Here is a 15,394-nt window from a genome sequence, read left to right on the forward strand (position 1 = left end):
AACTCTTCGGGAAAGGCCTTGGGCATGATGAACATCCTTCCACCCGCGAGGCTTATCCTCACAGGTCAGGAGTCAACCAAACCTTCAGCAGTCCCGATTTCTCGCGGCGCGAGCAGCAAGCACCGGGTCTACACGCCGGAGGATTTGGATCTGCTCACGTGGGTTTCCTGCTTGAGCGCGACAGGGATGTCCGTGAGTGACATGCGTCGCTACATCGGGAACGGGGCGCTGGGGGCTGAAGCGGCTCTGGAGCAGATAGAGCTGTTGAAGGCCCAGCAGGAACAGTTGGCTGTCGAAGCAAAGTCCATAGCCCTGCGCAGACGCTACGTCGCACTGAAGATCGACTACTGGGAAGCCGTCCACGTTGGCGACGAGTCCAGGGCCGCACAGCTTTCAGATGAGGCACGTTCCCTGGCCGATGACCTCAAGAAGACCAAGAAGCAGTAGGCACCACGCGCCCCCAGCGGACCGAAAGGTCCGGGTGTCCGGCGCGCCCTCATTATGGAAGGCACCGAGATGAAATACACCCGGAGCGGCGGCCAGAGCGCAGTAGGACCGGAGGCCTGGTTCACAGGTACCGTCCACATCGACGGCATCCGCAACCCCGACGAGCAATCGGCGGTCGGCTGCGCCCACGTGCGATTCAGCCCGAGCGCCCGCACCGCCGGCGCCACCGCCGACCGCTTCATGGCCCAGATTGCCGTCCAGGAAGCCAACGGCCACGGCCAGATCGTGACGTGGGGCGAGCACGTCACCGACCAGGACTACGGCCAGCCGGCCGCAACCAGCAATTGAACGCCCCCAAAAGGAGAAAACACATAACCACCACCGTCCACGCCTACGCCTCACCCTCCGCCGACGGGGACCTCGTCCCCACCACCATCGAACGCCGCGACGTCGGTCCCCAGGACATCCTGATCGAGATCAAGTACGCCGGCATCTGCCACTCCGACATCCACACCGTGCAAGGTGACTGGGGGCCGCAGCCCTACCCCCTGGTACCCGGCCACGAGATCGCGGGCATCGTCACAGAAGTCGGTGCCGAAGTGACCAAGCACGCCGTCGGCGATCGGGTCGGCGTCGGCTGCATGGTCAACTCCTGCGGGAAGTGCAAGAACTGCACGGTGGGCGACGAGCAGTACTGCGTCAACGGGATGGTAGGCACCTACGGCGCCACCGACCGTGACGGAACCATCACCCAAGGCGGCTACTCCACCCACGTCGTCGTCACCGAGGACTTCGTCCTGAAGATCCCCGAGGGCATCGAACTCGATGCCGCCGCCCCCCTGCTCTGCGCCGGCATCACCACCTACTCACCCCTGCACCGCTGGGGCGCCGGCCCCGGCAAGAAGATCGCCGTGATCGGCCTCGGCGGCCTCGGCCACATGGCCGTCCAGATCGCGCACGCCATGGGCGCCGAAGTCACCGTCCTCTCACAATCCCTCAAGAAGCAGGAGGACGGCCTCCGGCTGGGAGCGGACCACTACTACGCCACCAGCGACGAGACCACGTTCACCGATCTGGCCAGCTCATTCGACCTCATCATCAACACGGTCAGCGCCCAGATCGACATCAGCGCCTTCCTGGGACTCCTGACGGTCGACGGCGCCCTCGTCAACGTCGGGGCGCCCGCCGAGCCGCTGCCGGTGAACGCGATGGCACTCATCGGCGGTCGTCGCTCATTCGCCGGCTCCATGATCGGCGGCATCGCCGAGACACAGGAAATGCTCGACTTCTGCGCCCGAAACGGCATCGGCGCCGAGATCGAGGTCATCCCGGCCGAAAAGATCAACGACGCCTACGAGCGCGTCCTTGCCTCTGACGTCCGCTACCGCTTCGTCATCGACGCCGCTACCTTCTCCTAGGCGACCAACCCGGCCCCGGGACATGCCGTAACCCCTACGACCGCGCCAAAGCCTGGACTGGAGCGTGGTGGTAGGGGCTACGGTTCGGTTCTGCGGCCGCGGCGGCGATGCCCTAGGGCTCCTAGGCAGATGGGCCGTAGCAAACTACCAAGCACCACCTTGTGTAAGGAAAGTACCGTGGAACTCAACGATCTACTGACCGTCCCGAATGCCGGCGAAACTTCAGCAACGCCGGCTGCAAACTGCAGGACCAGGGCGGAGTAACCATTGGAGATGACTGCCTGATCGGACACAACGTGGTACTGGCAGCACTCAACCACGACCTCGACCCCAGCAAGCGCGCCGATATGCACCCAGCTCCAATCGTCATCGGCCGGAAGGTATGGGTTGGGTCCAATGCAACCATCCTTCCGGGCATCACCATCGGAGACAACGCCGTGGTTGCAGCCGCCGCCGTCGTAACGAAGGACGTACCCTCCAACGCCGTGATGGTGGGATCACCGGCACGAGTCGTGCGAGTGATCCCCGACTAACGGTTACCAGGAGGTCCGGCAAGTACGAAGCGCCTACCGCAACTTCATCCGCCATTACAAAGGTCCACGCTGGCGGATTCCTCTGCGGACAGCGCGGTATTGGCCTAGGGGATGGGCTCCGGGTCTTTCATGAGATGCGTCGTGAGCTGCGCGAAGTCACGGTCAAAGCCGTCCCGCTCATAGCGGGCCGTCTTCTGGTTCCAGTGATCTTCCTCGAGCTGCGGCAGGAATGCACTCAACGCGAGTCGGATATAGAGTCCGCGGCTGCGTCCCGTGTGCTCGGCCAGGGCGTCGATCCGTTTGACGATGTCCGGGGGCAGGCGCACAGAGACGACCTGACCGGACGGGTGTGACTGCTGATTCCAAGTTGCCATGCCGACCTCTCCCCTTCGGTAGGTAAACAAGGTGTACAACCGACCACTGACCTTCGAGAGCAGAACCATCCAGCCTCGTGGCCCGAAATAGCCCCCATCGCTGGCCCAGGCGACTGACCGGAATCAGTAACGCTTCAGACGGTCAGTGCCCCCATGAACCCCCCGCCGCCGGTGTTGCACGACGTCTAGACCCTCGAACATTCCTGTTGCAAAAGCCTTAAACGGTGTGAATCGCAGCGATGAGTGGCGGCGTTCTGTGATCACTAAATGGCGCAGGAACGCACGAACTTAGAGCTTTTGATCGCCCGCTGATGGATCGGGGCGCCTGATGTTGTTCAAGGGGTTGGTGGGGTGCGTGGGATCGAGAAGCTCCTTCAGCTTGAACATAATCGGTGTCCGAGTCCGCTAACGGTTTCGATGGCGTGACGCCGATTTTTACGCGGTGTTAGTCGTCGCTAGCAGTCCGCGGCGACTCCCGTGAGGCATACCCGCACGTCCAACCCGCGTACGGCGGGCAGGGTCGCGATGGCGCCACTGGCGACTCCGCCAAAGTTCGACAGCGCGCAGGACAAGAAGAATGAACGGCCGGTCGGCAGGCTCCTGGCCCGTGATTCTAGGACGCTCTACATCTAGCAGTGACACTTGACGGCGCGTGCTGTTATCCCGACGTTCGCAACGTTGGTCACTTTTTACCGATCAGGCGCAGGACATCCTCCACCCAACTCTTGCGTGCCTTTTTCCGGCGGTTCAGTTGCTCAATCATGTCATGGGCATCCGGACCGGCGGATCCGATCAAGCGACTTGACGGGCCCGCCCCCCAATCATCCCGCCGAATCTCGGCAACCGCTCCCCGACGAAGACGGTAGCAACGATCCCACTCGGGCCCAGAGGGAAGCACCGAGTTGAGCACTGCCCAACTTTCACTGTCAAACTGGGGGCTACGGAGTGCCTCGTGCAGGCGAGGAAACGTCAGCTCCCACGACTTCTTACGAAGCGTTGCATCGCCGCTCTGCGTTCCGGATACCAGGGCTAAGACGAGAAGCCGCTCGAGAATAAGTGGAGGGGCGCCGCGAAGCTCACCTTCTTGCGCAGCGATAAGCGCGTTGCTCCAATCCTTCGGCGCAAGGCGCCTCCAAAGTCCAGCCTGGAGCGGAGCTGCCAACAGCATCGTTAGAACGTACCGAGCGGACGCCCCCTTAACCGGGCTCCCGGACAAACCGGCCATTCCGATGCGCTCGAGAACTCCTTGCAGTACGGCCGCGTTCTCAGCCACGGCCGCGGCGGTCGTCGACTCACTGCTCATGATCTCTACAAGTTGCCACCACGTATCTGAAGACGCGTTGCACGCAATCGCGAGGGCTGAAACCGCACCAGACGCCAGTAGTCGACGGAGGATGGACCGCTGCACTTCCGGCTCGAGTGACATGAATACGTCACCAACGGACTCACCTTCGAGAGCCTCCCAGAGTCGGGCGTTCTCTAGAAAATCTGGTCTTCGCGCTGCGACGAGAAGCGCAAGATCTTCGTGCAGATCTGCGAATTGCAGGACAGTTTCGAAGTTCAAGTGATTCGCGATCTCCTCCAGGAGACCTTCGATCTGAGACTCGGGGATGGTCGCGAAATCCGTGCGCAATCCCACTCCCGTGTCGATGCTTTCATCAAGTACAAGTTGAACGAGTCTGCGGCCAATCTGCAACTCTGCTAAGTTCAAGTGCTCCGAGTTTGCTACCGCTAGGCCAACTCGCTCCGGCTCAAGGATCGGGATAGCGCCATCCTCTGCGAAAATGTCGTACTTGAGGCTCGGCATGTCTCGGCTTGAAGGAAACTCCTTAAATAGGGTGCTGACTGCGTCTTGCCCGTGACGAGTATTGGTCAATTCATCGTGCAGCCTCACCAGCACCGACATGTCGCGTCGCCCTCGGCGGCTCTGCGCTCCATAGCGTTGCAGGAAGGCGTGAAGAGTTGACCTAGCACCTTTCAGGTCGTTGGCGAGGGATTGTGCCCACTCTCGACCTGAAGGCAGATCAGAGGTTCGGTCCCGCTTTTCGACAATTTCAAGGTCGAAATTGATCGCTGTCTCGGACGAGCGGTAGCGGGTCCGGAAAGCAAAGGAGCGGCGCAGTCGTGGCCATTGCTGAGCAAAAAGGGCCAACAAGATTTGTTCTTCTTGGCGAGGATCCGGAGAAGCCACGCTCACGGTGCGACTGGAAGAATAGACACCACCAAGGAGTTTTTCGAGATCTATTGCGCTATCGGTCGTGCTGACTGGAGGTGGGTTGCCGCTCTCAAGATCGACTTCGAGTGGAGACGCCGAAGCTTTCATGAACTTCTCGAGCTCTCGGCTGTCTCGCAGGTCCACCGGCTTGATCGCCGCCACAACCTCGGAGAAATTCATGAGCGTGCCTAGGTCTTGCCAGGGTAAAAACAGTACTCGGGACCACACAGCGCCGGGTCGCATCCACGCCTCGGCGGGCCACGTGCGGATGAAAGCATGTGCACGAGCCATTGGAAGCGGAAGCACAGAGAGATACGACTTGCTCCGTCCTTCGAAGCTCATGTCAGTCACAACGCGGAGGACGCGACTAGATTCTTCATCGAGCGGCGCTGAGGCGCTGAGAAGCCGGTGACCGCGGGCGTATCCGAAGAATGCTTGATCGAACTGCCGTAGCGTCATCCGCGCCTGCCCAGAATCGGTGCATCTACATCGACGCTTGCGCCTTCCTCATCGAGAATTGATGCTCGTTCAAGCCCGTCTATCTGCGAAAGCGAATTCTTCTCCGTCACGAAGTTTCCGCCCTGTGCGCTGAGGCCGAAGAGTCGTATCGGTCGGCGGGTCCTATTGGCGGTGATGTACTGGTCTAGTAAGGGTGCGTTGTTACTCAACCATTCTCGCGGAGTCATGGACCCCGCCAAATCGAAGGCCGATAGAACGATACTGAGCGCGCATCCATCCTCCGCTATCTCGTCCACCGCTTGCAGGAGTTGGGCAATGTCGACCTGGGAAGGCCCTAAGGGCCCAGACTCCGGGTCTTCGGGCAAAATGTCAGCACCCAATGCGTCCGCCCCAGCATTTACCGCGGAAATCAGCGGATCCGTGGCGAAGTCTCCTATGTGGACGAAGACCACTACGGCGCCCGCCCGCTGAACTTCATCGAAGAGGTCCTGATCGATCGCACCGACCTCGAGCGCGTCGAGCCATGTTTCGCCAGACAAATCCGGAATATCGAGCGTCCACTCTAATCCCTCCCCGTCTCGGACGGAGAGCCGAAGACCTTTGGTCTGAGCAACTTCGGTTCGAGAGGCCTCTTCGCACTTGAGGAGCGCCTGCATCAAAGTGTTGACGTGTTCGCGATCATCCTTCGACGAAGCAAGTTGAATAGAGCAACGCTTTTTCTTGAGGATCGCTAGGTAAAGCAACGCCAGGTAACTCGATTTCCCGGCATGCGGGAGGCCAACCAAGATCGCTCCTGTGAAATCTGAGGTGTTCACCAGCTCCCTCTCCAATAATAGCGACCGTGCGTCAGAGCGCTCTCAGTCCTCGGGACCGCCGGCTTTCCCTCGTCATGTGTTAAGTAGTCGAGGAGCTCACTCAGCCCAACCGGCGCTGAGCCATCTTCGGGCCTCGCACTGATCGCGTGAACGCTGGAACTGACCGTCCGACCCTGTATCAATGCAACCAACTCGCTGAGCCCGGCCTCGGCTTCCGATCGGGCCTCGTCATCTAATGTATCGATCTTCGTGACCACCAGCATCACGCTGGAATCGTCCCTCAGGCTGTCCGGTTCGAGGAGCCCGTCGAGTAGCTGTTGTCCACGCAGCATCTGCAGGTCTCTTATCGATCTAGCGTTCATTTGTTCTCCGTCGAGAAGTACTAAACAGTAGTCAACTCGTGGAAGGAACGGCAGCTCATGACGGGCAGACCTGCCGTCAATTATCGCTTCGAACACTTCACCTCTGATGTCGGAAATGATCAGGTCGACTCTGCGCTCATCCGTTGCTATTGCGAGGTGCAAGTGACGCAGGTCGTCGTCCTGAGTTCGCGCAGTAGTCGCAGTGGATGCCCCAGTCGAGGCTCGTGCTGGCCTGTGCCTTCGATCGAATCCTCTTAAAGTACGGGACCCTGCATAGTGCCAGCTCCCTACGGGCCCATCGAGGAACTGCGCGAAGAGTTCGACCAAGAGTGTAGTCTTCCCCGCGTTCGCTTCTCCCGCCACAAGGACAACTACGGAGGGAGTAGCTCCAACTGCCTCATCGGCCTCACTGAGCGAGAGGCCGTCCCCACCGGTGATCTGTAGACGGTCTTCCGTTAATGCTTCGGAGGTTTCTGCCTCTGCATCGAGATCGAACTCGACGTCCTCGACTACGCCGTCTTCGCTATAGAGGCTAGCCGTATCGTCATGACCGGTCGCTGCGCTCGACTCGTCTAAATGCTCGATCGGCTCAGGAGTCATTGTGCTTCACCTCGAAATAGTATGACCGGACATCTCCTGACATCATGCGAGCACCTGGAGCATCGAATGTTCCCGAAGAATCTGCTCTCCTAGTCCCGCGACCTTCACCTCCTGCGAGGACGCGAGTCCAGTCGCTTGCCTAACAACTGATCCGGCCACACCCGTTTCTTCCGGATACGCATGGAGTGCGTGGACAAACGTCGCGAATGGCAAGAGGTGGTGTCCCTTCCTCGCGGACGCCCCACCGGAGGCAGCGAGTTCCTCGGAGACGGCTAGCAGCGACACATCAGGCTCCTGCTCGACGTCTCCCACGAGTTCGTTCAAGATCTCAACGGTTCCCCTCGTTGCCGGAGGGACACGCAAATACTCGGTCACCTCTTGCGCGGCGCGCGTGACGCGCTGCAACGCGGGCATCTCGCTCCACACATGCTCCGAGCCATTCGGGTGCCGCTTCCTAGCCCACCAGAGGGTATTCACCTCCTCGTCCATGCGATCCAACCGCAAGTTCGCATACTCGACAACTTCCTCGAACCGTCTCGCCAACGTTCGGACCGCCGTCACCGCTTCAGTACCTGACAGTTCCTGCTGACCTGAAAGTAGCCTTCGCGGAGTAGTTCCGAGCGGGGGAAGCGCTGCACGGGATCGCCCATCGGCCGCCGCACTGGACAACACCTGATTTGCGAGCAGTAGAAGCTCTTGAACGTTGGTCTGATAGCCGAGATACGTTGCTGAATGACATGCGAGTGCCGATAGCATGGAAGTGTCTTCGCGTCGCAACAGCCCGATCACCGAAGCGCCTGCGACGATGCGCGCAACCTCCGGGCGACGTCCGGGAATCCAAGTCTCGTCATGTGCCTGGATTGCTGCCTCAACGGACTCGGATGCGCCGGGAGCGGGTGCGCCGAATGCAACAGCTACGACGTCGAGGGCGGGTATTGCCTCGATCACGTCGTGGGCAGCCGTCAATCGACTCCGAACCTCACTGGAACCGACCTCCATCGAGACCCTCGAGAGCAATTGCGCCATCTCTTCAAATGTCGGCCCAGTAGTCACGTTAGCTCCTCTTCGAGTTGGTCAATAAGGTTCCTGTCACGAACTCGTTTGAGCACGACATTCCACAGCTCGCGATCAGGAATGGTCAAATCTTCGTCATCCATGACCTGAAGTCGGCGAGCGATCTCTCTCCGACTCGTGACCGGAAGCCGAAGAAAACGCACTGCAAGGCGGCGGAGGTCCTTGCGCGCTTCGCTCGACAGGGCGGCAGCTGATACCACCGCGGGGTCTTCTAGCAGCGGGGATGCGGTTGTAGCTTCATCCTCATCACCGTCCTCAGGCTGACTCGCACCTGGCGTGGCTTGGCCAAGCGGATCGTTCGCCACGAAGTACGCCTCATCGCCCTGCGGATGAGACGCGAAGCGCGTCGTCGGCTTGTCCCAGTAGCGTGGTTTCACCAACACGCCAAGGCCATCCTTCGCTTTCGACAAAGTAATGACGTTGTAACTGGCAAGGTACGGGTCGTTCTCTCCACCGGGTCGTCGCTCGGAGGCGACAGCACCAGCGTTCACGTGAACGGTGGCACCGACCCCCTCGGGCTGGAGAGTACTGTACGCGTGCTCATGCCCGAAGAGAACAACGTGGGCCCTCTTCAAGTACGGTTCGATTGAAGGCCAGTCTCTTAGCCAACTCGGTGGATGATGCATCATGACGAGGTGCACTGTCCCAGGCCTGCGATCTAGGCGCACCTGATGAGAGCCAACGACCAAGTTGAGTTGCTTCGGATCGTCGGAGTCTCTGTGGCTGGCGATCGCGGAGTTGACTCCGGTGATTCTTAACAGGAGACCGTCTACTTCGAGTGTGTCATCGATCCACATAGGAGCGTCTGCTGTCACTGCGCATCCGAAGGCGGCGGCGAAGTCGTTGTAGGCATCGAGTGGCGTCATCACAGCTGCGGCTTGGGGGTCATCTGCAAGTCGACGTTTGAGAACGAGATCGATGTCTGGTAGATCACACTCCAAGAGCGAGCGTCGAAAATCCTGCGCAATCTGACTGTGGTGAATCACATTCCACGAGACGTCATGATTTCCAGGAATGACCCATACGTCGCTGGGCTCTAAACCACCGGCTGCGACGAGCAACTGGTCGATCCAATCACGTGCGATGCGATACTGCGCTGGCTCGGCACCAAAAGCGATGTCGCCACCGATGAGGATCGCGTTTATGGTGCTGTTGCGTTCGACATAAGAAGCGACATCGCGCACGAGTTCAGTCCGCTGATCGTGATCCTCGTCCCACCCACTGTCATTGAAGTGGATGTCGCTCACATGCAGAATCCGTAACGGCACGCCGCCCCCTTTTGTCCGCTGTTAACCAGTATTGTATTGGTCGTCGCGGCCGCAGATACGATTCTTACCAGCCGACTATCGAGTTGTCTGCGGCTGGTGCCCCGTGCGGCGAGATCCGACAGTTCTCATCCTAGCGCCGCGACCGTCGGGGCGAGTTTGGTATGCAGCTGCACAGAAGCTCCCGAACTCCGCACAAATTGACGGAGCAGTCGTATCACGCGGCGTTCGCCACCCACGTGGTCGGCATAGGCGGCGGCTGTGCAGAGGTACATCAGGAGTCCTTTACACAGCCGTTAATGGTGAGTTAGGAACGGCCCGGTGAGGGGTGGTCTTCTGTACTTGCTGAGGAGCCAAGAAGCCAAGGAGCCGTAGGCCGCGTCGTCGCAGGGGAGTGGCGTTTACCCCGGACGATGACAATTGACGCACGGCTACCTTTTACGTACGTCATTCACCGCTGGTTTTGGTCTGTCAGGGCGGTGTTGATGAGGTCCACGGTTGTACGGGGATTCTCGACGCTGAGGTACAGGCGTTGGAAGCGTTGGGCTGTGGTTTGAATAACGATCGTGGTTTTCCCGCCGGTGACGTTCCAGTAGTGGCGTTCTCCGTCCTTCCGCCAGGTACCGGCCCACTTGTGGCCGGGGATGCCCAGGCCCGGTCCGCGCACTCCTTTGTAGTCCTCGATGACACCTGGGTCGTGTGTTGCTCCGCGTACCTGGTCGATGGGTATATCGATCGTGCGTACGAAGCCCCAGAGCTTATCCAGTCCTCGTGGTTCGATGACCAGGAGTCGGTGCTGAGAGTTGATCGATACCGTGTTCATGAGCGTCCTTTGTTCAGGCCGGCCCGTACCAGCAGGTGTATTCCGATTTCGTGCGCCGCGGCATCGCCTAGGGGTTTGATCGCTTCAGCACAAAGGGTCCGAATCTCGTCATCTCGGGCCGCGAGTTCTCCCAATGCCACAAGGAGGAGCTCGAATGAGCTAGGAAGATCATCGGTGGCATTCAGGGTGCTCCGTAGACATTCGAGGAAAATGCCGCGCTTACTCCCGAACGCCGCGTACAGGCTTCAAGAACGATCGGTCAAGAACCTTGCACTCGGCCCGGCCAATCAACCGTTCGCGGTGTCTCGGAAGTCTAGAGCTTTCCAAGACTCTCACCAAGGTCGAATATCGAGCATCCGTGCTCCCGGGCTTACAGGGCGGACCGTCTCTCGCGAACTCGTCTCGCCGTGTTTCGTCTACGGCACAGTTAACCGGCCTCCTGACCACCTGTGCACGGCGAAGGCTCCCCACGCTTCGCTGCTTTTCCCGCACACCTGGACAGGAAGAACCCAGGGGCCCGCCTGCACACACTCACCGCGTCACGGACACTAGATCGCTTATCTCGAGCGGACGGTGGGTGTGCACAACCTCCTTCACGCTGTGCCACTGGATACAGGGCGCGTGGATCTAATAGAGCTGATAGTGGCAATAGATACGTGCGCGGCAACACGGAAGTATGGGCCTCGGCTGTTGGCGGGTCATCCATCTGTGGGAGGGTGGAGCTTTCGCGGGCCAGCCCGGAGCCGTCCACAGATGGATGAACCACAGCATTTCCGGTTGCTAGAGACAGCTACGCCGATCAGCTGGAGGTACAACACCAGCCATTGGAGCGGTCTCAAGGGACGCTCCTGCCTACCGGAACCCACGCAGCAATAGCCGCCCCCCTTGGCCTCCGGAATCAGGTGTCGATAGAAACTCGGGGACATATTCACCGAAACGTAACAAATTGTATACGAAAAGGGGTAGGCTCCCCTGATTGTATGTAAAGCACAGACATTCCGACCCAGAGGAACATCATGTCCGAGCTATCTCCACGTATGTCCCCGCCTTCGACCCCGCGCATGGTGCGCCACAATATGCTTGTCCCGGTCCTCGCCCTCGGCCTGGTCGTGGGCGTCACCGCGTGTCAGGCACCTCAGACTGTCGCCGAAGCGCCCCAGGGTGAGGATGTTATGACTGCCCCGATCGGTGATCAGACGATCGTGGAGGGCGGCGATCTCGTCATGGCCCTTTCTGCAGAGCCCGATCGGCTCGATCCGACGACGTCGTCGTCGCTCTACACGCGTTATGTCATGCAGACCATGTGCCAGAAGCTCTACGACATCGATGCGAACGGCGAGATCGTGCCGCAGCTCGCTACCGACCTTCCCGAGGTCTCGGAGGACGGCCTGACGGTCAGCATTCCGGTCCGCGATGATGCGGTCTTCGCCGACGGAACCCCCTTCAACGCCGAGGCCGTGGCCCAGACCATCGAGCGCGGCCTGACCCTCGAAGGATCGTCGCGCAAGGGCGAGCTCGGTCCCATCGAATCGATCACGGCCGTGGACTCCACCACGGTGGAGGTGACCTACACAGAGCCTTTCGCACCCCTCACCGCCGCCCTGGCCGACCGCGCCGGCATGATCCTCTCACCGGCCGCCCTTGCCGCTAACGGTGAAGCGTTCGGCGACAGCCCCGTCTGCGTAGGCCCCTTCAAGTTCGCAGAACGGATTCCTCAGACCTCCATCACGGTGGAACGCGATCCGCTCTACTACGACGCCGAGAACGTGCACCTGGACACCATCACCTACCGCATCATCACCGACTCCAACATCCGTGCGGCGAACCTGCGCTCGGGCGATGTCCAGGTAGCCGACACCATCTCCACCCAGGACGTGGACGGACTCATGAACGAGGACGGCATCAACGTCCTGCAGGCCGGTTCCCTTGGCTTTCAAGGATTAACCATCAATGTCGGCAACACCGACGGCGTAGGCGCAGCCCCGGGAGTCATTGATACTCCCCTGGCCACTGACACGTCAGTGCGTCAGGCTCTGGCTATGTCGATCGACCGTGAAGCCCTCGTGCAGTCGGTCTTCGGTGGCTGGTATGAGCCGGCCTGCTCCCCCATCTCCCCGGCAAGCCCCTTCAGCACTGACGCGAGCGAAGCATGCCCCGAGTACGATCCCGAGGCGGCCAAGGCCCTACTGGAGGAAGCCGGCGTGGAAATGCCGTACAAGTTCACGATGCAGGTCAGCAACAACCCCGACACCATCCGGTTCGCGCAGGCACTGCAGGCTTCCGTCACGGAGGGCGGCTTTGAAATGGAGATCCTGCCCGTTGAGTACTCGACCCTGCTCGACGTCCAGGACCGCGGGGACTTCGAAACCGTCCAACTCGGCTGGTCCGGCCGCGTCGACCCGCACGGCAACATGTCCAACCGCCTGTCGACAAGCACCAGCAATAATTACATGGGCTACAGCAACCTCGAGGTCGATGAGCTCCTCGTCCAGGCAGCAGAAGCAAACGACATCGCCGAACGCTCCGAGCTCTACGGCCAGGCCGTCACCCAGATCCAGGAAGACAACCCCATCATCTACCTTTACCGCCTGCGTAACCTCACCGCCCACACCACCAACATCGCAGGTATAGAAACCTTCGCCGACGGCGTAGTCCACCTCAGCAACGCCGCATTCGTCGAAGCCGGATAAACCAAACACAACCACGCAACTACCCGAAACGAACCTGCGCTAGTCCCTCATCACGCTCGTCCTCGCGCCCATGCCGGTGATCTTCAGAAAGGCGGGAGTCCGTCATTCCGGCTCCCGCCTGAAGCAGCGAACTACGCGAACATGCGCGCTATTGGCGGCGACTGACCGGTAGCGGGCAGCTGGCGGCCATCGGGCTGGCAGCCGAGTTTCATTCAAGCGGAGCGGGTGGTTTGTCATCAACCAAGGTCACGTAGAAATTGATCTTGCCGGCGTATTCGGGCTGAAATTTCCCGGCCTTAAGTTTGATGACGACGTAGCGCAGCTGCTGCACATGGAAGAACAGCAGGTCGATGTAGAAATCATCCCCACCGACGTCGAAGTGCACCTGCCAGCCGACGAACGCGAACCCGGGCCCGAGCTCACGAAGCGTATCCACGATTCTGTTCATCGGGGCCTGCTCGAGGTCCTTCTCCGCGACGTCTCCGCTCAACCCAAGGAACTCGAAGGCGTACGGATCCCTGGCAGCCTGCTGCGCCAGTTCGGAACCAGGTGCCGAGAGCTGGCGGGTGAAGTTCGACGGAGCCGCCCCGGTACGCTCCATGAATTTGTTCATGATCATGTTCATCGGCAAGTTGCGGGACCACCCGTATTCCACCGCCGCCGCAGCGTACCAGTCCCGGGCGGGAGCGTCGTCGAGCTTGTCGATAGTGGCGACACTTCTCCTGCTGTTGTGGCGGCGTCCGCGGTCTACTGTTCCGTCGCGTTGCGCAGAATGGCAGCGATCTCTTGGAAGCCCCGGGACGTGGCGTGCTGCAAGGGCATCAGACCATCGCGCTGGGAGGGGAGCTTCACATCGGCGCCGCCGTCGACGAGCAGCTGCACGGTCTCCACGTACCGGGGCGAGCCATCACCCAGGATGATCGCCTCGTGCAGAGCGGTCCAGCCCGGGTTGTTGACGTGGTTTACGTTCACGTCGGTCTGCAGCAGCCTTCGCACCACGTCCGCGTGGCCACGCTCCGCGGCGCGGATCAGGGCCGTGCCGTTGTAGCTGTCGCGCGCGTGGACGTCCGCACCGTTGTCCAAGGTCAGCTCCAGCAACTCAAGGTAGCCCTCACTCGCTGCGATGAGGAAAGCGCTCTGTTCGCTCTCGTCCTCGTAGTTGACGTCAGCGCCGGCGGCGATGAGCCGGAGAGCTTCGGCGACATTGTTGTCCCAGGCCGCCCCGATCAGGTTCTGATTCAGCGCGGTCAGTTCGCCGGGGGCGAGCGACGTAGACGCAGCCGATCGGCTGCTCGGCGAGACACTCGGAGCAGACTCCACGGGTAGCGGCGACGTGCTCGACGGGCTCGACGGGCTCGACGGGCTCGACGGGCTCGGCGAAAGCGTGGACTCGGAAGGCGTCTGTTGCGTCGGACCGGTCACCTCGCCGTTGCCGGTGCAGCCGGTCATCAGCAGTAGTAAGGCCAGAACACCGCCCGGCACGAGGGCCCTCACCGGGACGCCTGCCGCGGGGCCACCGAGGTGGCACACCAAAACTTCATCGGGACCATTCCCATGCCTGTCAGCATACCCAGCCATGAATCGGACCACGTCGGCCAGGCACGGCTCAGCCCGGGCGTCACGGGCGTTCGCCAGATCCGGTTACCGATCCCCTGCCGGCCAACAGGACAACGACACTGCTCCGCGCTGACGTCAAGAATGGTAGGCCCGGAGAGCTCCTCTTCCTGGTCCTGCGGCACAATTTTCACCAAAAAGGGGTTCTTTGCGTATCCGAGGAGCAAGATGTCGTGTACCGCTCTGGCCCGGGCACACCGTCGTCGTCGCCAAATCAAAAAGGTAGCTCCACCACTGAAGAGCCAGTCACGGGAACCGCCACTCAACCCACATCAACGATGCTCTTCCGGTTCAGCGCTCTGACCGGGAACTCACACCGAATTTATTACGACGCGGACTATGCTTGTCAGCGCGAAGGCTACCGTGATCTGGTGATACACGGCCCGCTCCAGATCTTGCTGATGATCCACACCGGTAAAGAACACCATCCCGGCAAACAACTGACCAGTGCGCAGTATCGGTTGAATAAACCTGCTTTCCTTGGTGATGACCTAACAATCGACACCAAAGCAGGCAACAACACTGTCGATATGGAGCTTTTCGCCGCAAGCCGCCGGCCAGCCAGCGCCAGCGCCAGCGCCAAAATGACTTTTAGTGGGACTCACAAACCAACGGTCCCCGCTGGCCCCTCCTGGACCAGCGCGCGCGGGACGGTACAGCGGATGTGCACTTACTCCTCCCCTACGACGCCTGACCATTCCTAAC

The 15,394-nt window shown here is 60.5% G+C and carries 15 protein-coding genes and 1 pseudogene; 7 read left to right on the plus strand and 9 right to left on the minus strand.

Annotated features, from left to right (window positions below):
- The first annotated feature begins 27 nt into the window (after positions 1 to 27).
- From IWX75_RS00005 to IWX75_RS00020, 5 genes and pseudogenes are all read left to right on the plus strand, one after another.
- Entirely contained in the window at positions 28 to 447 is a 420-nt protein-coding gene (locus tag IWX75_RS00005; protein WP_334684071.1) for a hypothetical protein, read from the plus strand.
- A gap of 69 nt (positions 448 to 516) precedes the next feature.
- Positions 517 to 795 carry a hypothetical protein gene (locus IWX75_RS00010; RefSeq protein WP_196820225.1) on the plus strand — a complete coding sequence of 93 codons (279 nt, stop codon included), beginning with the start codon at positions 517 to 519 and terminating at the stop codon, positions 793 to 795.
- A gap of 23 nt (positions 796 to 818) precedes the next feature.
- A complete protein-coding gene (locus IWX75_RS00015) occupies positions 819 to 1,865 on the plus strand; it encodes an NAD(P)-dependent alcohol dehydrogenase (protein ID WP_196820808.1) in 1,047 nt (348 codons plus the stop codon).
- Positions 1,866 to 2,095: 230 nt separating this feature from the next.
- Positions 2,096 to 2,167 (plus strand): annotated as a pseudogene (locus IWX75_RS17835) (sugar O-acetyltransferase); the annotation flags it as partial.
- Entirely contained in the window at positions 2,162 to 2,398 is a 237-nt protein-coding gene (locus tag IWX75_RS00020) for a DapH/DapD/GlmU-related protein (RefSeq protein ID WP_334683990.1), read from the plus strand. The pseudogene IWX75_RS17835 and the gene IWX75_RS00020, both read left to right, overlap by 6 nt.
- A gap of 104 nt (positions 2,399 to 2,502) precedes the next feature.
- Here IWX75_RS00020 and IWX75_RS00025 read toward each other — a convergent pair whose 3' ends face one another.
- From IWX75_RS00025 to IWX75_RS00055, 7 genes are all read right to left on the minus strand, one after another.
- Complete coding sequence (locus IWX75_RS00025) at positions 2,503 to 2,772, minus strand: ribbon-helix-helix protein, CopG family (protein ID WP_196820226.1); 270 nt, start codon at positions 2,770 to 2,772, stop codon at positions 2,503 to 2,505.
- 682 nt (positions 2,773 to 3,454) lie between these two features.
- Positions 3,455 to 5,446 carry a GAP1-N1 domain-containing protein gene (locus IWX75_RS00030; RefSeq protein WP_334683991.1) on the minus strand — a complete coding sequence of 664 codons (1,992 nt, stop codon included), beginning with the start codon at positions 5,444 to 5,446 and terminating at the stop codon, positions 3,455 to 3,457.
- Positions 5,443 to 6,261 carry a hypothetical protein gene (locus IWX75_RS00035; RefSeq protein WP_196820228.1) on the minus strand — a complete coding sequence of 273 codons (819 nt, stop codon included), beginning with the start codon at positions 6,259 to 6,261 and terminating at the stop codon, positions 5,443 to 5,445. The genes IWX75_RS00030 and IWX75_RS00035 overlap by 4 nt, the downstream gene beginning before the upstream one ends.
- Entirely contained in the window at positions 6,258 to 7,223 is a 966-nt protein-coding gene (locus IWX75_RS00040; RefSeq protein WP_196820229.1) for a TRAFAC clade GTPase domain-containing protein, read from the minus strand. The genes IWX75_RS00035 and IWX75_RS00040 overlap by 4 nt, the downstream gene beginning before the upstream one ends.
- A gap of 42 nt (positions 7,224 to 7,265) precedes the next feature.
- Entirely contained in the window at positions 7,266 to 8,276 is a 1,011-nt protein-coding gene (locus tag IWX75_RS00045; RefSeq protein WP_196820230.1) for a hypothetical protein, read from the minus strand.
- On the minus strand, positions 8,273 to 9,565 hold the full coding sequence (locus tag IWX75_RS00050; protein ID WP_334683992.1) for a metallophosphoesterase: 1,293 nt from the start codon (positions 9,563 to 9,565) through the stop codon (positions 8,273 to 8,275). Before IWX75_RS00050 ends, IWX75_RS00045 begins: the two co-directional genes overlap by 4 nt.
- Before the next feature lie 448 nt (positions 9,566 to 10,013).
- Positions 10,014 to 10,385, minus strand: a complete 372-nt coding sequence (locus tag IWX75_RS00055; RefSeq protein WP_196820232.1) for a hypothetical protein — start codon at positions 10,383 to 10,385, stop codon at positions 10,014 to 10,016.
- A 1,016-nt stretch (positions 10,386 to 11,401) separates the two neighbouring features.
- Here IWX75_RS00055 and IWX75_RS00060 point away from each other — a divergent pair.
- Positions 11,402 to 13,075 (plus strand): ABC transporter substrate-binding protein, encoded by a 1,674-nt coding sequence (locus tag IWX75_RS00060; RefSeq protein WP_334683993.1) that lies wholly within the window; start codon positions 11,402 to 11,404, stop codon positions 13,073 to 13,075.
- 208 nt (positions 13,076 to 13,283) lie between these two features.
- Here the strand turns inward: IWX75_RS00060 and IWX75_RS00065 are convergent, their stop codons facing one another.
- Together IWX75_RS00065 and IWX75_RS00070 are read right to left on the minus strand one after the other, a co-directional pair.
- The gene (locus IWX75_RS00065; protein ID WP_442858929.1) at positions 13,284 to 13,688 is read right to left on the minus strand and encodes a PDDEXK nuclease domain-containing protein; all 405 of its coding nucleotides are present in this window, start codon (positions 13,686 to 13,688) and stop codon (positions 13,284 to 13,286) included.
- Positions 13,689 to 13,822: 134 nt separating this feature from the next.
- Entirely contained in the window at positions 13,823 to 14,605 is a 783-nt protein-coding gene (locus IWX75_RS00070) for an ankyrin repeat domain-containing protein (protein WP_196820233.1), read from the minus strand.
- A 257-nt stretch (positions 14,606 to 14,862) separates the two neighbouring features.
- On the opposite strand from IWX75_RS00070, the gene IWX75_RS00075 reads away from it, so the two are divergent.
- Positions 14,863 to 15,393, plus strand: a complete 531-nt coding sequence (locus IWX75_RS00075) for a hypothetical protein (protein ID WP_196820234.1) — start codon at positions 14,863 to 14,865, stop codon at positions 15,391 to 15,393.
- The last annotated feature ends 1 nt before the right edge of the window (position 15,394 follow it).

The organism is Arthrobacter sp. CAN_A6 (assembly GCF_015751715.1).
Lineage (GTDB): Bacteria > Actinomycetota > Actinomycetes > Actinomycetales > Micrococcaceae > Arthrobacter_D.